The sequence below is a fragment of the Actinoplanes xinjiangensis genome (assembly GCF_003148685.1).
Lineage (GTDB): Bacteria > Actinomycetota > Actinomycetes > Mycobacteriales > Micromonosporaceae > Actinoplanes > Actinoplanes xinjiangensis.
On sequence record NZ_QGGR01000032.1, the window covers coordinates 1 to 21,495 of the forward strand.

The following is a 21,495-nucleotide window of genomic DNA, read 5'->3' on the forward strand; positions in this document are numbered from 1 at the left end:
GCAGGTAAGACCGGGATCCGTCCCGGCACCGCGCGGCGAAGCGGTAACCCACCCGGACGCCGCGCGTTCCCTGCGCAGCGTGGAGGGAATCTCCGGCCCTTAGGGCGGAGAGGATGTCAACGAGTTCACCGACATCGCCCTGGCGCACCGTGACGACGAAGCTGTCACCGACGAAGATCCGCACGAAACCGGTGTTCACGACCTCGCTCGTGTCCGTCAGTTCGGCGTGCTCCACATACTGGGTGGCTCGCAGAAGGATGAACGAGGAGTCCTCGTAACGCTCGACCTTGGGACGCTGCTCCTGATGCAGAACATCCTCCACCGCCAGAGGGTGAAGGCCGAAGATCTCCGCGACATATGCCAACTGCCGCTCGTCGGGTTCATGCAGACCCAGCCACACGAAAGCGCCCGACGTCCGGCGTGCCCGGCGGTACAGCCGGGCCAGGTCCTCACCGCCGTCGACACGTGCGCCGTTGACGTACAACCCGCATCCGACTACGAACCGCCGGACATCGTCGACAGATCGCGCCGCCAGCGCCGGTGGGGCTCTGGTTGCCATCCAGGACAGGCCGCGGCTCAGTCGTCCGATCATGGTGCTCCTCAGGGTCGTTGCGCTACTCGGGCCTCGGCGCGCTCGGTGCTACGGCCAGGACATGTGCGAGCAGGACGCCGGCAGAGCCGGCAACAGCGGTCCGGCGTTGGGCGTCAGCGGGCGCGCGTTCGACGTAGTCGCCGGCCGGATCGTGACCGTGCCGCAAGTTTTCGCCCTGGTTCTCTATGCGGTGCGGCACCGGATGAGCGTCACCACGAGCAGGATGCCAGCGGCGCCCACGGTCACGAGGCGAACCCGGTTCAGCCTGACCCAGCGCCGCGCCAGCATCGCCTTCTGCTCCGGGGCCGTGTCGGCGGCGAAAAACAACCGCAGGTTGACCCGGGTCACGATGTAGACGGTGACCGCGGCACTGACCAGGCACAGCGCGACGCCCAGCGCGAGTGGCGGACGCGCCACCTGCGGCACGTTCCATCCGGCTACCCCGGCGGCCACCGTCACCAGCGCGGTGAGCGGCGTGGCCGGAATGTAGTAGCGCACCGGGCTGCCGGGGCCCAGGAACCCACCGGCGAGCTGCACCGGCCGGCCCGCCATCGACGTCCACCCGGGCGCGAGGACGACCGCTTCGTACAGGTTGCCGAAGAACCAGTGGGCATGGCCGGCAACCGCGGCGGTGGCCAACACGAGGAAGAGGTCTGCTGTTGTCATGTCCTGCCTTCCGGTGAGTCGTGGCGGTCACCGGTGGTGCGGACCGCCCGTGCCACCAGGTGGGTGGCGGCGATGACGATGAGCGCGGCGGTGACGACGTGGGCGGCGACCATCGGCACCGGCAGCGCGAGGGTGTTCTGGACGGAACCGATCACACCCTGCACGAGCGTTACGGCCAGGAGCATTAGCGCGGCCCGGCGTACGGGCCGGGCCGCGCGGGCGAAGAGCAGGCTGGCCGCCTGAACACCGACCAGCAGGAGTACGGCGACGGCGTGTGCCGTGGTGAGCACGGCGGCGTCGAGGCCGAGCCGGCGGGCGGTGTCGTCACCGGCGTGCGGCCCGCTGCCGGTGACCAGGGTGCCCAGGATCAGGACCGTCGTGAGGACGACGGGAAGGGTCACCACGGTGAGACGGGTCCACGGGTCGGCAGGAAGGCGGAACGCGGCGTGCGGTCGTCGCAGCAGGTCGATCAGTACGGTCAGGGCGGCGATGAGGATCATGCTGGCCAGGAAGTGGCCGGCGACGATCTCGGGAGCGAGTGCGCGCCGGACGCTGAGGCCGCCGATCATGCCCTGGACGCCGACCCCTGCCAGTACGCCGATTGCCAGCGGAAGGCTCCAGCGTGGCCGGTTGCGGTCGCGCAGCAGTACCACCACGACGGTGAGGGTGACCAGCCCGACGACGATACCCAGCATGCGGTTGCCGAATTCGACGACGCCGTGCACTCCCATCTCGGCGGTGGTGACGAAGGAACCGCTGGTGCACCGGGGCCATGTCGGGCATCCCAGCCCGGATCCCGTGAGGCGTACCAGGGCGCCGGTCAACACGATGAGGGTGTTGGCCACCAGCGCGGCGACGGCTGCTCCGGCGCGCCGGGTGGGCATGGTGGCCGTCATCGGGCGATCGGAGGAGCGGACGGTGCGGGGTTCTGCCGGGCGGGTGCCGGCGAGGTGGTGAGCTTGCTGGGCCACCAACTGGCCGGGCCGGCGAGCCGGACGATGGCGGGTACGAGCAGTCCTCGGACGAGGAAGGTGTCCAGCAGGATGCCGAAGGCGAGAGCGAAGCCGAACTGGAACAGGGTGTCCAACGGCTGGGTCATGAGTGCGGCGAACGTGCCGGCGAGGATCAGTCCGGCCGAGGTGATGACTCCTCCGGTGCGGGTGAGGGCCAGTCGCAACCCGTCGGTGGTGCCGTGTGTGGCGGTCTCCTCGCGGATGCGGGTGGCGAGCAGGATGTTGTAGTCGACGGCGAGAGCTACCAGGAAGACGAAGATGTAGAGGGCGGCGCCTTCGGTGATGCCGGCCTGGCCGCCGAGGACGACGGCGGTGAACACGGTGGCTCCCAGGGCCGCCAGGAACGAGACCACCATCGTGGCGACCAGGTACAGCGGCGCGAGCAGAGAACGCAGCAGGGTCCCGATGAGGATGGTGATCAGGCCGAGCAGCAGGACGGCGATGACGGGCGCGTCGCGGGTGGCGGCGGCTCGGCGGTCGAGGGCGGCGGCGCTCTCCCCACCGACCAGGACCTCAGCGGAGTCGAGGCCGGTGGCGGTGAGGGTGGCGCGAACGGCATGGCGAACCTGTTCGGTACGGTCCAGCGCGGCCGTCTCGTACGGGTCGTCGGTGTAGATCACGTCGATGCGGGCGGTGTGCCCGTCGGGCGTGAGGTACGGCGCCGGGGCACCGAGGTCGCCGCCGGGTGGCTTGCCGTCGGGACGGGTGGGGCCGGTGACCTGCTGTACGCCCGGGATCGCCGCGATGTCGGCGCTGACCCGCTCCACCACCTCGAGGTTGCCGCGCCAGTCGGCCGGGGCGTCGAGGAGCACGTGTGTCGGGGCGAGCCGGCCGGCCGGGAACGCGTCGGCGAGGAGCTGCCGGCCCCGGGCCGAGTCGGTCTGTGCCCGGAACCCGGAGATCGCGTCGTAGTTCTCCCGGTAGCCGACCAGGCCGGTGCCGAGCCCGGCGAGCACGGCCAGGCAGGCGGCGACGGTGAGAGCCGGACGGCGAATGACGAGGTCGGCGACCCGTCCCCAGAGTGAGGCTGCCGCCACCGTACGGGCGGGTGTCTTCAGGGGCCAGAACGCATGCCGGCCTAGGAGCAGGACCAGCGCGGGGACGAAGGTGACCGCGACGAGCAGCATCACCGCGACCGAGAGCGCGAGGTACGGCCCGAGTGACCGGTAGGAGGGCAGGGTGGCGGCCAGCAGGGTGAGCAGGCCGACGATGACGGTGCCGGCGCTGAACACGATCGCCGGGCCGACCCGGCGCAGCGCCGTGGCCATCGCACGGTAGCGATGCGGGGTCTCGGCGAGTTGTTCCCGATACCGCATGATCAGGAACAGGCAGTAGTCGGTGCCGACGCCGAACAGCATCACGGTGCCGATCGAGGCGGTCATCTCGCTGACGCCGACCAGACCGGCGCGGGCCAGGGCCGTGCCGATCGCGTCGGTGACGGCCATCGCCACACCGACCGCCACCAACGGTACGGCGGCGAGCACAGGCGAGCGGTAGATGAGCAGCAGCAGGACCAGGACGAGTCCGATGGTGACGGTCAGCAGCGTGGTGTCGGCTCGCCGGAAGACGGTCACGCTGTCGCGGATCACGCCGGCCGGTCCGGTCACCCGGATCTCGGCGCCGGCCGTACCGGTGCCGGCGATCGCCCTGATGGCGTCGATGGTGCCGCCGAAGGCCGGGTCGGCCGGGTCGAGGTCGATCCCGGTCACGATCATCGTCGTCGTGCCGTCCGCCGACCGCAGGTCGGCCGCGTCAGGAGTGGTCGCGATCGACATCACTGTCCGGACGCCGACCGGTCGGGCGGCACCGGTCAACTGGTCCGAGATGCGCCGGACCTCGGCGAGGTCGCGGCCGGTCAGGCCGCCGGGGTTGTGCAGCACCACGACCGCCGGGATGCCGGCGCCGGCGGGGAATGCACGGGCGAGCAACTGCTCGGCACGGACCGACTCGGCTGTCGCCGGAGCTGCCGTCGGGCTCTCGTTGTCCGGTACGTCGGCCGTGCCCGGTGCCGGCATCGGCGCGATGGCTGCCAGGAGCAGCCACCCCGTCACGATGCCCAGGGCGATGCGCTTCCCGCGGACGGCAGGGCCGGCCATGACACCTCCAGGGATCATCTTTCCGACGTTGCGTCGGGAAGGTTACCGACGTGGTGTCGGAATCTCAACGGGGTCACCGGCACTGATTAGACTGACGGCGTGCCCCGCATCAGCGCCCCGACCGTCGCCGAGCACCGCTCCCGGCAGCTCGCGGCGCTCCTTGACGCGGCGTGTGATCTGATCACCGAACAGGGGCCGGCGGCCCTCACCCTGACCGCGCTCGCCCGCCGGACAGGACTGTCCCGGCCGGGGTTGTACGAGTACTTCCGCTCCCGTGAGGAGCTCGTGACCGCGATCGTCGAGGACGAACTCCCCCGCGCCGCGCAACGTATCCGGGAGACCCTCCGCGACGCCGGTCCCGACCTCGCCACCCAGATCCGCGCCTACGTTCGCGCGCAGGCCGAGATGATGGGCAACCCGCGCCACGCCGCCGTCAGCGCCCTCGCCGTCCAGGCCCTACCCGCCACGCACGTCCAGCGCATCCTCGACGGGCACGGCGTCATCACCGCCCCACTCGCCGACGCGCTCGCCCGCGCGGGCATTCCGGACGCGGAACTGCGCGCCGAGTTCGTCCAAGCGGTCGTGGACGCGGCCGGTCGCCGAATCCAGCAGCAGGATCCCGGCCACGGCGCCGCCGGCATCATCGACACCGCTGTCACCCAGATCCTGTCCGGACTGACGCCGGCCAGACCGTCCCGGCGGCGTAACGCATCGCCGCCGGCGTGATCCCGCCGTCCCCACCGGTCCGGTCAGCCGAATCGCACGCCGGTGACCTGTTCCGACAACTCCCACAGGCGGCGACCGTTCTCCGGGTCCGTCGCGGCCGCGGAGAGCGCCACCGGGGCCGGATGACCACGTAGCTCACCCGGACCGCCCGGCCCGATGAGCCGGCCCGACGGCACGGCCGGATCGGTGGCGGCGAACAACTGAGGCCAGGCCCCACGCTCCACGGGCTGGGCGAGAAGTGGGTTGCCGACGCGACCCAGCAGGAACCGCCACATCGCCGTGGTGGCCGCGGCCTGCAACCCGGTAGCGGTATATCCCGGGTGGGCCAGAATGCTGCGCACCGGGCTGGCGGTCGCACTGAGCCGCCGGTGCAGCTCATGGCCGAAGACCGCATTGGCGAGCTTGGACGAGTTGTAGAACCCCATCGGCGAGTAGCGCCGCTCGCCGGTTGGATCGGCGAAGTTCAACCGGGCCCGCCGATGGTTGACCGACGTCACCGTCACGACCCGCGGATCACGGCCGGCCAGCAGCAGGTCGAACAGCAGCCCGGTGAGGGCGAAGTGCCCCAGGTGGTTGGTGGCGAACTGCACCTCGTGACCCTGCGGGCTCAGGGTGCGGGGCGGGGCCATCACCCCGGCGTTGTTGACGAGGACGTCGATCCGCCGATGGTCGGCGCGCATGCCGTCGGCGAACTCCCGCACCGAGTCGAGGTCGGCGAGATCGAGCCGCCGTACCTCCAGTTCTGCGCCGGCTCCGGTGTCGACAGCGGCGGCCGCCCGGTGCCCCTTCTCCTCGTCGCGGACGGCCAGCACCACCCGCGCCCCGCGGGCGGCGAGCGCACGCGTGGTGGCCAGGCCCAGTCCGCCGGCGGCCCCGGTCACGACAAAGGTGCGGCCGGTCAGGTCGGAGATCCGGTCCGCGGTCCAGCGATCATCGGTCATTTGCCTCACTGTGCCTTTGACGGCACTGAGTGTCAATAGATGCTCAGAGTGCCATCAAGGGCATGAAGTAGCATGCCGGGGTGGAATCGCCTCCCGAAAGCATGGCCGAGCGCAAACGTCGACTCGTCGCGGGCGAGTTGCGTGACGCCGCCTTGATGCTGCTGGCCACCAAGGGCTTCGATACGGTGACCGTCGACGACATCGTCGCCGTCGCCGGCGTGTCGCGACGCACCTTCTTCCGCTACTTCGCGTCCAAGGAGGACGTGGTCGTGCGGTTCCTCGCCGACATGGGCGCCAGTGTCGTCGCCGAACTCGCGGCCCGGCCACGCGCCGAGCCGCCGTCAGCGGCGCTGCGCCACGCGGTCTGGGTGCCGCTCGCCGCCTGCACCGACCGGGCCGACCACACCGAGCGGGCGCGGATCGTGGTCCGGCTGATCCTGGACACCCCCGCCCTGCACGCCCGCTGGCTGGACCGGCAGAGCCGGTGGTGCGACGCGCTCGCCGCCGAGCTGGCCGCCCGCCACCGCCTTGATCCCGACACTGATCCATACCCGCGGATGGCCGCCGGTATGGCCATGCTGGCGCTGGACACCGTCCTGCGGCAGTGGCAGCCCGGCGCCGACGAACAGCGCCTCGCCGAACTGACCGATCAGGCCTTCGCCGTCGTGGCGCCCGCGCTGGACACACCCGGCGCGCCGGAGCCACCGCCGTGACCGCCGTCCGCCGCCGACCCGGCCGCATTCCAGCGAGGCTGTTCCCAGCACGGGTCGACCAGGTTCGGCTCGACGTGTCGGCCAGCCCACCGGGCGTCGCGCCGGTCTCCGACGCCTTCAAGACCACCTTGACCGACTTGACTCAGCCGTGTCCTGCCGATCGGTTGATCAATGCTGTTGATGTGTCGGGGGTCCGTACCCGGTGTCGATGGTGTGGCTGTCCCTTGCTTCAACGATCCGTTCGGCTCAGGAATGCACGGATCTGCTCCGCCAATTCGCGTGCCGTCTTGCCGTTCCGGCCCTGGGCCGCCCCCTCGAGAACCTCGAGCAGGGCGGGGCCGATCTCGACCGGCTCACTGCCCGGGGACGGCCATTCCAACGCCGACTGATATCCCGCATCCTGCGCGGTCAGTTGGATGCGGACCGTATCCCCGGCTTTGGAGACTTCGAACTTAGGCCTGTCGACGCTCGGGTAGGCATCGATGAAACTGGCCGGCCCGATTTGTGTCGTCTCCAGAGCCTCATCGAGGAACACGAAACGCGGGCTGATCTTCTGGTCGGTCAACGCAGTCTCCTTAACGCGCCATTGGCACCGCAGCGAGCCATGCCCGGTGGGCAGCAGATACCCCCGAGCGAGCGTGACAATCACTGCACCGGAGGCGGGCACCGCAGCAGCAGCCGTGCCACGTTTCCCAGTGAGGCTGGGGGCCCGGATCCATCGGTGGTTCTCCCTCACGCCCGCCGGGGCCGCGGGGAACAGTGATGCGGTGCAGCCTGCATGCGTGCCTGACGGCGCCCTGCCTGCCGGGGTCGGCGTGGCCCGCGTAGCAGCCAGCGATCAGCTGGATCCCCGTGCCCCTTGCTGGAGTGTCAGGTCACCACGGGGCGACTGCCCGCCACGGCGGGTAGGCGTACGGTGAAGGTGGTGGCAGCTTCGTCGGGTTCGCTGACGGTGATGGTGCCGCCGTGTTGTTCGACGATGGTCCGGGCGATGGTGAGACCGAGGCCGGTGCCGGGGATGCCTCCGTGGCGGGCGGTATCGCTACGGAAGAACATGTCGAACAGCCGGTCGCGTTCGTCGGCAGGGATGCGGGTGCCGGTGTTGGAGACGGCCAGAGTGGCGGCGTGCGGGTCGGTGTGCAAGTTGAGCCCGACGGTGCTGCCAGGGCTGGCCCAGGTCAGCGCGTTGGACAGCAGTTCGTCGACGACTTGACGCAGCCGGTCCGGGTCGCCGTGCAGCGGCGCCGTGGGTGGCGTGTTCGTCTCGATCGTGACGTCGGGGGCCGAGGCTGTCCGGACGGCGTCGACAACGACGTCGCTCAGGTCCATGGGTTGCATGTTCAGGTCGATGTGCCCGGAACGCATACCGGAGACGTCGAGCAGCTTCATGACGATGCCGTGCAGGGCGTTGGTGTTACGCCGCATGACCTGGAGCATGGACCGCTGGTCTTCGGTCGTGTCCGGGTCGTCGAGCATCATCTCGGTGTAGGCCTGCACGCTGGTCAGCGGAGTCCTGAGTTCATGGCCGACCAGGGCGATGTACTCGTCGCGGGACTGGTCGAGTTCGGCGGCGAGGTGTTCGGCGTGGCGGCGTGCGAGGAATTCGCCGAGGTGCGCCCCGACACCGGTCATGATCGCCGTGCGGGTGTCGTCCGGGTTCTCGACGGTGTCGCTGTAGCAGATCAGCACCGCGAGGATGACTGAGCCGCTGGGTACGGGGATCGCGAGGGCGGCGCGTAGCGGTCCCCAGTCGGTGGTCTGTTGGGCGGCGTCCGGGTCGGCGTGCAGGTTCGCCGCCCAGACTGGTTGCGAGGTCTGCCAGGCCCGGCCGGGGATGCCTTGGCTCCGCAGCAGCGGGTCGGACAGCCGGCACGGCAGGTCGTAGCCGGGTTCGGCCCAGCAGGTGGCCCGGCGCAGCACCTGGGCGACGTCGTCGATGGTCCACAGTTCCACCGCCGCCCAGCCGGCCGTCCGGCCGAGAACCTCGACGACCTGGGCCAGAATCTCGTCCGGCGGGTACGGCTTGGAGATGAGCCGGGAGATCTCCAGTTCGCATTCCCTATAGCGGGCGGCGCGGCGGTGCAGGGTCACCTCGTGCAGCGCAACCACCGCCGCCAGCCCCGGCTGGCCCGTGACCGGTCGGCCGTTGGCCCGGAAGTAACGCCGCGGCGTCGCGGGCGCCCGGACCACGATCTCGGCGTCACGTACCCGTTGCCCGCGCAATGCGCGGACCAGCGGCAGGTCGTCGCCGTGCATGCGCCGGCCGTCGGGGTGGAACACCGCCCGTTGCTGCGCCCATTGTTCGACCGATACCCCGTCGAGCAGGTCACCGAACAGCCGTCGGGCGCCCTCGTTGAACAACACCGGCAGGCCGTCAGCGTCGCAGCCGATCACGGCGGTGTCGAGGCTGTCGAGCAGCGCGTGCAGGGTCTCGTTCTGCTGCTGCAGTTCCCGCCGGGCGAAGACCTCGGCGGCCATCTGCTCGGTCCGGGTCAGCAGTTGCGCGGTCGACTCGTCCAGCACCGGAGAGCTCTGGCGGGCCTGCATGAAGGCGGTGACGTCCTCGGTGCGGTGCAGGATCCAGCGCAGCTCGCCGCCGGCATCGAACACCGGTGCGTTGGCCGGCGCCCAGTACCGGGTGTCGAACCCGCCCTCGGGCCTGGGAATGTCGTACTTCTGGATCGCCATCACGTCGGTGACCCGCTCGCTGAGCACCCGCCGCAGCGAAGCTCCCCACATGTTCACGCCGCTGGCGGACGGATCGTCGGGGTTGTCGGGGAACGCGTCGAAGACCGGCCGGCCCACCAGCTCGTCGCGGCTGCGCATGGTGGATGCCAGATACGCCTCGTTCGACTCGACGATCACCAGGTTCGGGTCCAGCACGAGTACCGGCGTCGGCACCGCCAGGAACAGCAACCGGTGATCGACGCTGATTGTCCGGCCGTGCCCGCTCACTTCCACCACCAGGACATACTACGCAAAATGATGATACGAATTAATTCGACGCCGCAATCGAAATGCCAGCTCACGTGGAACGGTGGAGCGGGACGCCGGGCAGCGCGGCGACTCCTCAGCAGTTGTTGCCGCACTGCACGACGTCATTGCCAACAAGGCGACCAGTCGCGACATGTCGAACACGTGTGCCATTACGGCCCGGGGTGCAGCAGGCCGGCCATGAATCAAGAGCGGCTGCCGTGCTGGCCAAGCGTGCGGCATCGTCCAGCAGCCGGTCGCGCACTGCGTTCATCTGCTCGATGGAGATCAGCAATACCGCTGCGCTGCTGTCACCCGGTGCCACGGCCGTGTCGTCGCCGGCTTTCAGAAGAGTGATCGACGCCGACATTGCCGGGGCCGCAGCCACCCGTCCCTGCGCCATGTTCTCGTGAAGATATTGCGCCAACGGGTCCAGGCTCACCTCCGGCCTGATGTCGACGCGCGGAATCATCGACTGCGCCCCGTTCATCCTGAGTTCTCTCGGCGACACGGACGATGCATGCTGATGCGATGACGACATCGCTATGAGCATGAGCCTGGAGCCGATTCCTACCTGCCGAAGCCGTTCCGACGCCGAGGCGTGGCCGTTCCAACACGTCATCGCTCCGCAGACATGCCACGATCCACGGCACTCAAGGCGGAACGGTCCGCCGAGTGGTTCTGACGGTCTCCGGGATACCGCCGGATCATACGGGTGACGTTTATGCGGCGGCGTGAGTGAACGCGCTTGTGCGGGGTACCCACCGCTCCCCAGGAGTAGCTACCGCGCAGAGGCGAGGCCTATGGAACGCTCCTCACCGCCGTCCCACACAGTTGAGAAGGGGCCGATGGCCGCGGCATTCATCGCCCTGGCGGTGACCCCAGACGACGCGGTGGACCTCGACGCGCAGCTGAACACGCTCGTCCAGATGGTCGTCGACAGGGTCATCGCCGTTGACTATGCGTCCGTCACCGCAGCCTGCGACGGCGCCTACGCCACTGTCGCCACCAGCAGCGACCTGGCCACGGCTGTCGATCAGGCGCAATACGACGACCAAGCCGGCCCGTGCCTGCAATCGTTGGAGGAGAGCACCCCCGTGGGAGTGCGGAACATCAGCACGACCATCAAGTGGCCGGGATTTCGCGAGGCGGCCCTCACCATGGGCCTGCACGCTTCGGTGTCGATCCCGCTGTTCAGCGGAAGCGGTGACACGATCGCGGCCCTGAACCTCTACGCACGAGATGCGGCCGCCATGGCGCCGCTTATTGCCGGCGTACCAGCGATGTTCGACCCGGACCTGCCGTTACCTGCTGACCGAGATGACCTCCCATCACTGGACGCCGGCGGTGAGGAGTTGCTCACCGGCTTCGCCGAAGCCCTCGCTGCAAGATCCACTATCCAACTTGCCCTGGGGATCATCATGGGCCACACCGAAGCCCCGGCCACGGATGCCTACATCGCGTTGCGGCTGCGGGCGGCGGACGCCGGTGTCTCATTGCTCACCGCTGCTGAAACTGTCATCGCCAAGCGGTGACCACCCGAGGACTGCGCTGCCGGGTCGCTGTAGACCGCTTCGTACGCCAAACAGGCTGCCTCCCGACCGGAGCGCAACGCCAAGCGATGTGTGCGATGGCGAGCCTGGCGCATGAAGGCCGAACGGCGGCCCGCCGAAGAGGTCGGGCCGCCGTCTCTAGGGACAGATCACAGCGGGCGAATGTTCGCCGCCTGCGGGCCCTTCTGGCCCTGGGTGATGTCGAACTCCACCTTCTGGTTCTCTTCCAGGCTGCGGAAGCCGCTCGCCGAGATTGCAGAGAAGTGGGCGAAGACGTCGGCACTGCCGTCGTCCGGGGCGATGAAACCGAAGCCCTTATCGGCGTTGAACCACTTCACGGTACCTGTAGTCATATCTGCTCCTTCGCGGACCTTGGGAGGCCGTCCCACGCCCGATACCCGCTGGATCCCCCAGTATTCCGGACTATCCGATGAGACCAGCTTCAGACTCGCGAGTCAGTCAAGACGCAGCGCCTGTCTTTCCGGATCAACCGGTCAACTCCCTCGCCGAACCAGCGCCGACGCCAAGACGAGTCGCATCAGGGGCCGGTACACCTTGACCGAGTCGGCGAAGCCGCCGAAATTCGTGGCGGCGTTGCCGTCCAGGTAAGTCGTCGAAATGGTCACCTCTTCGATGGGCTGCCCGGCCGTGGCCGCGTCCAGTAGCACGTTCATCTCGTACTCGAAGCGGTCACCGTCGATGTCGGCGAGGTGCTCGAGGAGATGGGAAGGGTAGGCCCGCAATCCGGTTTGGGTGTCAGAGACCCTGCGACCCGTCGCCGCCCGGAACAGCGTTCGGGTCACCGTGTTCCCGAAGCGACTACGCGGTGGCATCGGAGCGAACCGGCGCACACCGAGGATGATGCGACCGTTACCGGTCAGCTCAGCGACACGGCGGATGTCTTCAACGCTGTGCTGACCGTCCGCGTCGGCGCTGATCACGTCCAGGCCGGGCCGGGACGCCACGGCAAACCGCAGGCCGGTCTTCAACGCCGCGCCCTTACCTCGATTGCTCGGGTGCTGCAACACCCGGCAGCCGAGACCGCGAACAGCCGCCAAGGAGGTCTGCGCGTCTGGACCACTACCATCGTCGACCACCACGATCCGGTCCGCATGAACGCCGTCGGCGAGCAGCGCGGTAGCGAGTTCATTCAAATGCCGACCGGGACGGTACACCGGCAACAGAATCACACAATCCGGGTACGGACGATCGCTACTCAACCTTGTTCTCCTCACGGGCTGTCGAGCCGCCTATACCCTCGGCGGCGCCGGCGCACCCGTGTCGATTTTTGAAGCCGGACGACGACCGGCCAGGTACAGCCGCTGGCGGGCCGTAGTCCGGTGGATGAAGCCGAGCAGGAGCCGGTCACCGAGCAGCGAGGCCTCGTAACCAAGTGGGCGGTTGGCGGCGTGCTCTGGCACGGTGACCGGCCCACACATTGCGGCCACCGTGTCGACTCGATCCGGAATCCAATGAGGGCCACACCTTGCCTGCCGCGGTTCCAGGCAAGGTGTGGCCCTCATTCGCGCCATCGCGGATCGTCTACTCGGGCCTCGGCTGAAGCACCCCACATGGGGGGATGACTTGGTACCTGATTTTGAAGTACGGCGGCAATGGGGAAGCACCCCCACGTGCGTGGGGGTGCTTCATGCTGCTGGCTTCGGAACCGTCCAGGCTGGGGAATACCCCCACATCGATAGATCACAAAGCATCATCACCGGGCCGCCTCGTACGATCTTCATCATTCGGCTGCGAGCAGTTTGGCGCGTTCGGCGGCGGCGTCGAAGTCGGGTTCGGGGTACTGCGGGTTGATGTCGGCGAAGGCGTCGCGCAGCAGGGTGGCCACGGCCCAGTTGCGGTACCACTTGCGGTCGGCGGGAACCACGTACCAGGGCGCGGCGGTGGTGCTGCATCGGTTCAGCGCATCCTCGTAGGCGCGCTGGTAGTCCTCCCACCGGGCTCGTTCGGCGAGATCCCCGGGGTTGTACTTCCAGTGCTTGCTCGGGTCGTCCAGTCGGGCGAGCAGGCGCTTCTTCTGCTCTTCCTTGGAGATGTGCAGCATGACCTTGACCATGGTCAGCCCGTCGGCTGTCTCCTCGGCCTCAAAGGCGTTGATCTGCTCGTAGCGCTGCGCCCAGACGTCCTCGCTGGTCAGGTTGTGCACCCGCACGATCAGGACGTCTTCATAGTGGGAGCGGTTGAAGACACCGACGTGGCCGGCCGGCGGGAGCCCTCTGCGGATTCGCCAGAGGAAGTCGTGGCGTCGCTCCTGCTCATCCGGTGGGCCGAAGCTGACGGCCTTCATTCCTGCTGGGCTCATACCCTGGGTGACGTTGCGAACGGTGCCGTCCTTGCCGCCGCAGTCCATGGCCTGCAATACCAGCAACACCCGACGATTCGTGCCGCCTTCCTTGGCCGAGGCGAACAGCCGCTCCTGGTACGTGTTGAGTTCCTCAGACATCTCGGCCACCTGAGTTTGCGACCACCGTTTCGGGTCGCCACCGACCACCCGCTTCCCCGGTAGTCCAGGTGTGCTGCGGGGGTCGATGTCGGCGAGCCGGGTACCGCCGGGTCGGACCATCAGTAGCTCGCGCAGGCCAGACATGATGTTCTCCCTCAGCGGTAGGCGACTCAGATTCGTCTCTTACCCCGCGAGCGGCCGCTGTCACCGTGCCCACTGCGGGCGAGGTGGGTATTTGGGAGATGCCGATCTGCTCGGCGATCTGCTGCTGGGTGAAGTTGCCGTAGAAGCGCAGGTGACGATCTCCGCTCCTGCTCGTCGAGGGCGGCCATCGCGGGGCCGAGCGCGATCCGCGTTTCGGCCTCGGCGAAGGGGGTGTCCCCCAGTTGGGTGCCGCCGGGCCAGCGGCAGCCATGCCTCGATCGCCCGGTCCGGTGGACGATGCCTCCTCGGTGGGGCCGCTCCTTGGATGTCGCACTTGAGGCGTCGTCTCGTCCTGTCGCCCTACAGCAAGGAAAGTCGCTGGTCAACGGGCGGGCCACGTCGTGACGAAAGCAGTCGACGGCCATGGACTCAGCACCTGCGATCGACGTAGCGTCAGGGCAGGTCTCCATCGCAACGATGCTGACCCAGCGGGCTTCCAGGCGGGTCGTTCTCATCAACCCACCAACGCGCGGAGGACGACGTGACCGGACATGTCAGCCCTGACGATCGGCCGGAACTGCATAATCCCTCGATCGACGAGGAGGTGGCCTTGCAGGGTGCGTGCGGCCGGGTTCACCTTCCTACCGGCAAGACCTGCACACTGCCCCACACCCATCTTGGCTCCTGCGACTTCATTCCCCGCGACGAGGTGCCGGCGCGTCTGCCGCAGCCGCGACAGGCATCTCCCCTCGATTAGCACTAGGCACCGCCGAGCCGGTACTGCGGTCGGGAAACGACTAAACCGGTTTCACAACGCGTTGACGGCCCAGACCGACCCGCGGGCCCGTGTACGTCAGACGCTGCGCGCCGCGGAAGACAAACCGCACGGTGCGGGCGCCGGGGGGCGCGAGCTGCCGTGCGGCCGAAGGCACGCCAGGCCGTTCGCGGCCTGCCCTACAACCTCCACTGCCGCTGCACCGTTCGTCGGTTCGGCCAAAACTGTCGGTTCCGTCCGGACGTGTCGCCGCCGGGCGGCGAAGGCTCGTACTGCACGGTGCCGCTGGTCGAAATTCCGGCCGGTAGACACAGTCGGTCTGGCCCGGCTTCGCCGTCTGGGTACTGAGGACGGCGGCGTCGTGGGTTGCGGCACGGAGCCAAAAACCGGGTAGTGGTTTCGAGGCGTCAGCTCGATAGTTTGACGGTCGACGACGGTACTGAGACGTAATGGCCTTGGCTGGCGAGTTGCTCGGCACCCTCCGCCGTGGTGAGGCCGACCTTGTCGGCTAGGTCCTGTGCCGCGGTCGTGACGGTGCCGGTGAAGTCGATGGTGTCGCCCTGCTTGACCTTATAGTCGGACTCGCCGCCAGTGCCGGTCAGCTGAACCCACAACCGGTCCTCCTCGCTCGTGCCGACCCAGAAGCCCTCGTCGGCGGGCACCGACTGCACCCGCACCGCACGGCCGACGGCCTGCTGCCCGGTCTGCGCAGTCAGGTTCGCGGTGCTCTGCGCTCCGAGCAGGTTTACGCCGCCGGCGGTCACGGTGCCCACGTCGGCCTGCGCCACACCGCCAGCACTGGACGAAGCTGTCGGGGCACCCGTGGACGATGCGGCGGTGAACGGTGTGGTGGTCGTGGGACTCGGCACACTTTCGGAGGATTTCGACGGTTCTTCGTTATCACCGCACTGCGACAACAGCAGCGCAGCGATCAGAGCGAGCAGCGCCAGCAACAGCGGCAGCAGCCACTTGCGGCGGGCGGGCTGTCCGCCGACGGGTACGGCCGCAGGGCGTGAGCCCGGAGTATTCGGTGTGGGAGCCATGGCGGCGTCATGCCCCGGGCAATCCCCCCGAAACCAGGCCAAAGCCGCGCCAAGCATGGCCGCAAGAAGGATCTTTACCGTACCGTTACTCGATAGACTCATTCGAGGGAAGTTGTGCCAGGGCCGTGCCCCATCTCATCTCCTTGGACGGGAGCGCGGACGAGGACGGCAAGGTCGAATTCGCACTCAGGCGCACCGTGCTGGCATCGCCGTCGCGGGGCCCGGGCACGTCGCGGGCCCACCTCCGGTGCTGTCATCGGGCGTTGGCCGATGCGAAGGGCTCCCTTCCGGATGTGGGAAGGGAGCCCTTGGTGCGCGGCGACCAGACTCAGGGATCGTCTGCCTCATGAACCTGGACGGCTTCTGACTACGACTCTCACCGGTATCACGGGTTTCAAACACACCGCATGTCCGGCCGGCAGGCAGAGCCTGACTGCCAGCGGTCGCAGTCGGTGCCAGGCCTGGTGTTTGCGGTGATCAGTCGAGAGCGCGGCGGCCGTCTTCGTCGGGCAGGTCCGCCTCGATGCGCTCCTTGCGGACCTGGCCGCCAACGGTCTGTTGCTCGGTGACGGTCTCCTTGCCCAGGCGGACGCGCTCGACCGGGACGGTCTCGGTGTTCACGACCGGCCGTTCGGCGTGCAGGGTGACCTCGTGCTCGGATTCGGTGATCTCCGCGCCGGTGTAAGCGGCGTCGCGGTTACCGTCGGTGATCGGCTCCCGCTCCAGGCGAATCTCTTCCCGAGAAACGGGGACGGACACCTGCTGCTGCTCGGTCACCACGTACTTGCGCAGCCGCGCCCGGCCGACCTGCTCAGTCTCCGTGCCGACGTTCAGCCGCTCCTCCGAGCGGGTCATCGCGTCGTCAGCGCCTCGCGCCGCAGTCCCGCCCGAGGCGTTGGTCTGGTAACCGGCGCTGTAAACGGAGTGATCCGCACCGGCGGCCTGTGAGGCGCGGACGTTGTCATCCCAGTCCAGCTGGTAGTAGCTGTAGAGCCGGTCGACTTCGTCGGCGCTCAGCGGCTCGTCGTGGTCGGCGTCGACGTTGGGGGCGTCCTTGATGGTGGCCTTGTCGAACGGCGTCACCAGCCGGTCGCCCTGCAGGTCGACGTTGGTCAGAGGGAACAGCGACTCGTTGATGCCGAACAGGCCTGTGCGGACGCTGGCCCAGGTCGGCCGGCCCACGCCGTCACCCCATACCTGCCCAACGCTACCGATCTTGTCACCATCACGGTCGTACACGTCACGGCCATACAGCGAATGAATCTGCTCCTGCGTAATCACGTGGTTCTCCCTCTCTCGCTTACTGGTGCGTCCTCTGCTACCCCCGACCTCCCCTGTCACGCCTGCATGGATTCACCATTTCGTGTGGTCAATGCCCTGTTTGAAGCCGTGAACGAGACAGTCGACTCCATATCCGACATCCCGGGTGAGCGCGTGAACGCGGCCTTCCGGAAACGCCTCCGACCGTCGCAAAGCAGAACACTTGTGAACGGATCTCCGGAGCAGGGAGCCGGAACGCGATCAGCATGTGAGTCATCAATTCGCCGTGTGGGTGGACCGCAACCTCCCGTGCGACGGCTGACGTACGCCGAGGATGAGTTGGCCAGCTGAGCCTGCGCCGCTGCCCAGCCGTTTAAGTTGTAAACTCCTGACGTCCCGCCGTTTCTTCGAGCGGGAGACGTTTATTTATCTTTAGTCAGGCGAGCGGGCCTGCGGCGGCGCGGGAGAAGCAGCGCCACGCGGTCGAGGAGTGCCTCCAGTGCCTCTTCGAAGTCCTCGGCGGCCGCATCGACAGAAAGATGCGGTTCGAGGCGTTGCAGGTTCGGATAATCGCTCAGGTCCTCACTCGGGGACACATCAGGTTCCTCGACGGGGCCGGTTTCCACCCCGTGGGCGGCGACCTCGAGGAGCAGGTGACCGAGGAGAAAGCTACTGAAGGCACGGTAGACCGCCGCGGCGTTCTCGTCGGAGAAGCCCGCGTCGGTCATCACGCCGAGCAGGGATTCGATCCAGCGCAGGCTGCGCAGCGGAGGGCGCACCCAGGGTGCGGCCGGTGGTCGGGTGGCGACAAGGGGAAAGACCTCGGGGTGGGCCAGAGCGATCCGGCGTAGACCGTGGGCAAGTCGTTGCAGGTAGTCGACCCAGCCGGAATGGGCCTCCAGGTGTACGTGGGGGTCGCTGAAAAGTTCGTCGACGACGGTTTCGACCACGCCGTCGAGTAAGGCTTCGCGGCCCGGGACGTACCGGTACAGGGCCATGCCCTCGACGCCAAGGTATGCGCCCAGGCGCTGCATGGTGAGCATACGCAGGCCGTTCTCGTCGATGAACCGCACCGCGGCGTCCAGGATGCGGCGTTGATCCAGTCCGCTGCGCCCGGCGCCGGTCGTGCCGGCGCGGGACGCTGGCGTCTCGCCGCCGCTTGCCTGCGAGATGTCGGGATCTTCCATCGGGCCTCCTGGGCCATCGATGATCAGCGCATACCACGCAAGCTTCCCATAGCCGGACCGGTGGATCGGCACCTGGCCGGTCCGACCATCGCCGGCAGAACGGGCGTCGAGGGTAGGTGAATCTTTCTCGCTTGTTCGTTTAGAACATAAACGTCCCCGGTTCGGCGGTTCCGCGGTTCGCTGATCGAAGGATTGGTGCCATTCACGTGAAGCCGGAAGGAAATACGGCTGAGGATGATTAAGAAGCGCGCCGGCCGGGGATCTGCGTGTTCGTATCCCGGTCTACGCAGGAGGCGACATGAGTGATCTGAATACCGGTACTTACGCGTCAGTTCCTTCAACTTCGGGTGGCGCGTCGAAAACCAAGCAGGTGGCCGAGCAGGGTAAGCAGGCGGTTGCTGACGTGAAGGAGACCGCGGCACAGCAGGCGCAGCGGGTCGGAGCCGAGGCGAAGACGCAGGCCCGCAACGTCGCCGGCGAGGTCCGCGACAAGCTGGGTGAGCAGGCTCGGACACAGAGTGACCGACTGGTCGGCAGTATCCGGCAGACCGCCGATCACCTGGACGAGATGCGGGGCGACCGCGGTGACACTCCTGCCGCGATGGTGGTGTCCCGGGTCGCCGATGGTGGCCGCCAGCTCGCTGACTACCTGGACCGCAACGGCCCTGACGGCGTGCTGGCCGAGGTGCAGGACTTCGCCCGGCGCCGCCCCGGCGCGTTCCTGGCAACCGCGCTCGCGGCCGGCTTCGTCGTCGGCAGGCTCGGCAAGAGCGTCGCCAAGGCCGACCCGACCGCCGGCACCACCACACCGTCCGGCAACGGCTACACCCCGGCCACGACGCCGGATCCGGTCTACACGCCGGCTACCGGTGCACGGCCCGGCTACCCGGCCACGGCGAACACCTCCTTCACGGGCACCGAGGCGGCCGAGCCGAATGGCGGCTACCCGGGTACCGAATACGCAGCTACCGGCACCGGGATCCCGGTCGTCGCCGAACCGGAGCGCACCGTCCCGGGTCAGGGGCTGCGGCCGTGACCAACTCCTTTCCCCACGACGGTGCACACCGCGCGGAGCAGGCGGAGCGGACCTCGCTGGGCGAGCTGATCGGCAACATCAGCGACGACCTGTCGCAACTGTTCCGCCAAGAGGTCGAACTGGCCAAGGCGGAGATCAAGCAGGAGGCGACCAAGGCGGGCAAGGCCGCCGGAATGCTCGGCGGCGCCGCCTTCGCCGGCTACCTGGCCGTGGTGCTGCTCAGCTTCGCCGCTGTGTTCGCCCTCGCCGCCGTCATGCCGTTGGGCCGGGCGGCATTGATCGTCGCCGTGGTGTGGGCAGCCGTCGGCGCGGTGCTCTACCTGAACGGCCAGAAGAAGTTGAAGACCGTGGACCCCATGCCGCGGCGAACCGTCGAAACGATCAAGGAGGACGCGCAATGGCTGAAGAACCCGACCGGCTGAAGCAGCAGATCGAGGCCACCCGGGCTTCGCTCACCCGCGACGTCGATCTGCTGGCCGAGAAGACCAGCCCCACCAGGGTCGCACAGCGACGTTGGAACTCGGTGAAGGAGAAAGTCATGGGCAGCACCGACCACGCCCGCCACGCCGTCGCCGACAACACGTCGTCAGCGGCGAGCACAGTGCAGGACAAGGCGTCACACCTCGGTGACGTCGCGAACGAGAAGGCCCACGACGCGGCGGAGGCGGTCCGCAGCGCCCCGCAGGCCGTCGCCGCGCAGACCCAGGGCAACCCGATCGCCGCGGGCATCATCGCGTTCGGCGTCGGCATGCTCGCCGCCACCCTGATCCCGGTCACCGATGCCGAACGCCGCGCCGGCCAGCAGCTCAAAGACAACAGCGGGGACCTGACCGACAAGGTCAAGGACATCGCCACCGACCTGAAGGACGACCTGTCCGGCACCGTCCAGGGCGCTGTCGGCGAGGTCAAGCAGACTGCGCAGGACGCCGCCCAGACCACCAAGGACCAGGCGCAGGGCGCCGCGCACGACGTCAAGGACCAGACCCGGCACGCCGCACGTAACGCTTCCTGACGATCCGCCGGATGTGCCGGCCCTCACGGGCCGGCACAGGCTTGTCCACATCACCGCCAACGTCCCCGATTCGCCACCGGCGCATGTCGCGCCCGAAGGAACTGCGATGAGTGCTGACCGTAAACCCGACCGCGGCGGCGACGCCTTCGACCTCGACGCGGCCGCCACCACCAGAACCGGCAACGACAAACCCACCGACCTGTCGACTACGCCACCGCACGCCGGACCCGACAGCCCTACCCAACTCAAGGGCAAGGGCCTGCTCGCGGCACTCAAGCGCACCGCCAAGCAGTTCTCCGAGGACAACATCACGGACTGGGCCGCCGCGCTGACCTACTACGGCGTCCTGTCCATCTTCCCCGGCGTGCTCGTCCTGGTATCGCTACTGGGCATGCTCAGCGACAACGGCCAGCGCAGCGTCCAGGACGCCGTACAGGAGATCGCCCCCAACCAGCAGCTGCAGAGCCTGGTCGACACCGTCCTGACACAGGTCAAGGACCCCGGCACCGCCGGCCTCGCCGCGATCCTCGGTCTGCTCGCCGCGTTCTGGTCCGCCTCCGGCTACATCGCCGCCTTCATGCGGGCCTCCAACTCCATCTACGACGTCCCGGAAGGCCGGCCGATCTGGAAGACCCTCCCGATCCGGGTCGGCGTGACCGCCGTCGTCGGCGTCATGCTGATCGCCTCCGCCGTCATCGTGATCTTCACCGGGGACCTCGCCGCAGTCGTGGGCGACAAGATCGGCCTGGGCTCGGCCGCCGTGCTGACCTGGAACATCGCCAAGTGGCCGATCCTGCTGATTCTGATCAGCCTGATGTTCGCGATCCTCTACTGGGCCTCCCCGAATGCCAAAACCGGCGGTTTCCGCTGGGTCAGCCCCGGTGGCATCCTGGCCGTGCTGCTCTGGGTACTGGCCTCCGCCGCGTTCGCGCTCTACCTGGCCAACTTCGCCAACTACAACAAGACCTACGGCACCCTCGGCGGCGTCATCGCCTTCCTCGTCTGGATGTGGATCAGCAATATCGCAATCCTGCTCGGCGCCGAATTCGATGCCGAACTCGAACGTGGCCGCGCCATCGCCGCCGGACATGACCCCACCGACGAACCCTTCCTCGAGCTCCGCGACGATCGAAAGATCAAGAAGGCACAGACAAAGCCTCACTGACCGTCTGCGGTCAACAGCTCAGGCCCGATGCCGTAGCGATTGAGGACCCTTACGGCTCGGTACCACCGGGGCGGGACATCGAGTTTGGTTCCCGTATCGCCGGGCACGGTGAGGAAACCACCGGTCGGGTACGCGCGGC

At 68.1% G+C, this 21,495-nt stretch carries 21 protein-coding genes; 7 read left to right on the forward strand and 14 right to left on the reverse strand.

Annotated elements, in window-relative coordinates:
- The 4 genes from BC793_RS41160 to BC793_RS41175 all read right to left on the reverse strand — a co-directional run.
- The coding region (locus tag BC793_RS41160) for a CorA family divalent cation transporter (protein ID WP_282959010.1) at positions 1-592 on the reverse strand (592 nt) is incomplete at its 3' end.
- A gap of 183 nt (positions 593-775) precedes the next feature.
- Positions 776-1,258, reverse strand: coding sequence for an anthrone oxygenase family protein (locus BC793_RS41165; protein ID WP_109602055.1), 483 nt, complete (start codon positions 1,256-1,258; stop codon positions 776-778).
- On the reverse strand, positions 1,255-2,154 hold the full coding sequence (locus BC793_RS41170) for a COX15/CtaA family protein (RefSeq protein ID WP_109602056.1): 900 nt from the start codon (positions 2,152-2,154) through the stop codon (positions 1,255-1,257). Before BC793_RS41170 ends, BC793_RS41165 begins: the two co-directional genes overlap by 4 nt.
- A complete protein-coding gene (locus tag BC793_RS41175) occupies positions 2,151-4,367 on the reverse strand; it encodes an MMPL family transporter (RefSeq protein ID WP_158319524.1) in 2,217 nt (738 codons plus the stop codon). The genes BC793_RS41170 and BC793_RS41175 overlap by 4 nt, the downstream gene beginning before the upstream one ends.
- A 99-nt stretch (positions 4,368-4,466) precedes the next feature.
- Between BC793_RS41175 and BC793_RS41180 the strand changes: the two genes are divergently transcribed.
- On the forward strand, positions 4,467-5,093 hold the full coding sequence (locus tag BC793_RS41180) for a TetR/AcrR family transcriptional regulator (protein WP_109602058.1): 627 nt from the start codon (positions 4,467-4,469) through the stop codon (positions 5,091-5,093).
- A 23-nt stretch (positions 5,094-5,116) separates the two neighbouring features.
- Here the strand turns inward: BC793_RS41180 and BC793_RS41185 are convergent, their stop codons facing one another.
- Positions 5,117-6,034, reverse strand: a complete 918-nt coding sequence (locus BC793_RS41185; protein WP_109602059.1) for an oxidoreductase — start codon at positions 6,032-6,034, stop codon at positions 5,117-5,119.
- An 80-nt stretch (positions 6,035-6,114) separates the two neighbouring features.
- Here BC793_RS41185 and BC793_RS41190 point away from each other — a divergent pair, with 80 nt between their 5' ends.
- Positions 6,115-6,747 carry an acyl-CoA-like ligand-binding transcription factor gene (locus tag BC793_RS41190; RefSeq protein ID WP_239170602.1) on the forward strand — a complete coding sequence of 211 codons (633 nt, stop codon included), beginning with the start codon at positions 6,115-6,117 and terminating at the stop codon, positions 6,745-6,747.
- Positions 6,748-6,976: 229 nt separating this feature from the next.
- On the opposite strand, the gene BC793_RS41195 is transcribed toward BC793_RS41190, so the two are convergent.
- The 3 genes from BC793_RS41195 to BC793_RS49245 form a co-directional block, all read right to left on the reverse strand.
- On the reverse strand, positions 6,977-7,312 hold the full coding sequence (locus BC793_RS41195) for a hypothetical protein (RefSeq protein WP_146246696.1): 336 nt from the start codon (positions 7,310-7,312) through the stop codon (positions 6,977-6,979).
- A 305-nt stretch (positions 7,313-7,617) separates the two neighbouring features.
- Positions 7,618-9,711, reverse strand: a complete 2,094-nt coding sequence (locus tag BC793_RS41200) for a PAS domain-containing sensor histidine kinase (protein WP_239170601.1) — start codon at positions 9,709-9,711, stop codon at positions 7,618-7,620.
- A 106-nt stretch (positions 9,712-9,817) separates the two neighbouring features.
- Positions 9,818-10,210 carry a hypothetical protein gene (locus tag BC793_RS49245; RefSeq protein WP_146246697.1) on the reverse strand — a complete coding sequence of 131 codons (393 nt, stop codon included), beginning with the start codon at positions 10,208-10,210 and terminating at the stop codon, positions 9,818-9,820.
- 358 nt (positions 10,211-10,568) lie between these two features.
- On the opposite strand from BC793_RS49245, the gene BC793_RS41205 reads away from it, so the two are divergent.
- Positions 10,569-11,255, forward strand: a complete 687-nt coding sequence (locus BC793_RS41205) for an ANTAR domain-containing protein (protein ID WP_158319525.1) — start codon at positions 10,569-10,571, stop codon at positions 11,253-11,255.
- Positions 11,256-11,422: 167 nt separating this feature from the next.
- Here the strand turns inward: BC793_RS41205 and cspE are convergent, their stop codons facing one another.
- From cspE to BC793_RS41245, 6 genes are all read right to left on the reverse strand, one after another.
- A complete protein-coding gene (gene cspE / locus BC793_RS41210; RefSeq protein ID WP_109602063.1) occupies positions 11,423-11,626 on the reverse strand; it encodes a transcription antiterminator/RNA stability regulator CspE in 204 nt (67 codons plus the stop codon).
- A gap of 141 nt (positions 11,627-11,767) precedes the next feature.
- Positions 11,768-12,463: a glycosyltransferase family 2 protein gene (locus BC793_RS41215; RefSeq protein WP_158319526.1), complete on the reverse strand. Its 696-nt coding sequence runs from the start codon at positions 12,461-12,463 to the stop codon at positions 11,768-11,770.
- A 551-nt stretch (positions 12,464-13,014) separates the two neighbouring features.
- Positions 13,015-13,878: a PPK2 family polyphosphate kinase gene (locus BC793_RS41220; RefSeq protein WP_109602065.1), complete on the reverse strand. Its 864-nt coding sequence runs from the start codon at positions 13,876-13,878 to the stop codon at positions 13,015-13,017.
- A 1,182-nt stretch (positions 13,879-15,060) separates the two neighbouring features.
- The gene (locus BC793_RS49250; protein WP_146246698.1) at positions 15,061-15,798 is read right to left on the reverse strand and encodes a hypothetical protein; all 738 of its coding nucleotides are present in this window, start codon (positions 15,796-15,798) and stop codon (positions 15,061-15,063) included.
- Positions 15,799-16,173: 375 nt separating this feature from the next.
- A complete protein-coding gene (locus BC793_RS41240) occupies positions 16,174-16,977 on the reverse strand; it encodes a PRC and DUF2382 domain-containing protein (RefSeq protein ID WP_109602068.1) in 804 nt (267 codons plus the stop codon).
- A 401-nt stretch (positions 16,978-17,378) separates the two neighbouring features.
- Positions 17,379-18,143 (reverse strand): TetR/AcrR family transcriptional regulator C-terminal domain-containing protein, encoded by a 765-nt coding sequence (locus BC793_RS41245; RefSeq protein ID WP_109602069.1) that lies wholly within the window; start codon positions 18,141-18,143, stop codon positions 17,379-17,381.
- A gap of 298 nt (positions 18,144-18,441) precedes the next feature.
- Here BC793_RS41245 and BC793_RS41250 point away from each other — a divergent pair, with 298 nt between their 5' ends.
- The 4 genes from BC793_RS41250 to BC793_RS41265 all read left to right on the forward strand — a co-directional run bounded on the left by BC793_RS41250 (position 18,442) and on the right by BC793_RS41265 (position 21,356).
- The gene (locus tag BC793_RS41250; RefSeq protein WP_109602070.1) at positions 18,442-19,179 is read left to right on the forward strand and encodes a hypothetical protein; all 738 of its coding nucleotides are present in this window, start codon (positions 18,442-18,444) and stop codon (positions 19,177-19,179) included.
- Positions 19,176-19,601 carry a phage holin family protein gene (locus BC793_RS41255; protein WP_109602071.1) on the forward strand — a complete coding sequence of 142 codons (426 nt, stop codon included), beginning with the start codon at positions 19,176-19,178 and terminating at the stop codon, positions 19,599-19,601. Before BC793_RS41250 ends, BC793_RS41255 begins: the two co-directional genes overlap by 4 nt.
- Positions 19,577-20,191, forward strand: a complete 615-nt coding sequence (locus tag BC793_RS41260; protein WP_109602072.1) for a DUF3618 domain-containing protein — start codon at positions 19,577-19,579, stop codon at positions 20,189-20,191. Before BC793_RS41255 ends, BC793_RS41260 begins: the two co-directional genes overlap by 25 nt.
- 106 nt (positions 20,192-20,297) lie before the next feature.
- Positions 20,298-21,356: a YihY/virulence factor BrkB family protein gene (locus BC793_RS41265; RefSeq protein ID WP_109602073.1), complete on the forward strand. Its 1,059-nt coding sequence runs from the start codon at positions 20,298-20,300 to the stop codon at positions 21,354-21,356.
- Positions 21,357-21,495 lie beyond the last annotated feature (139 nt).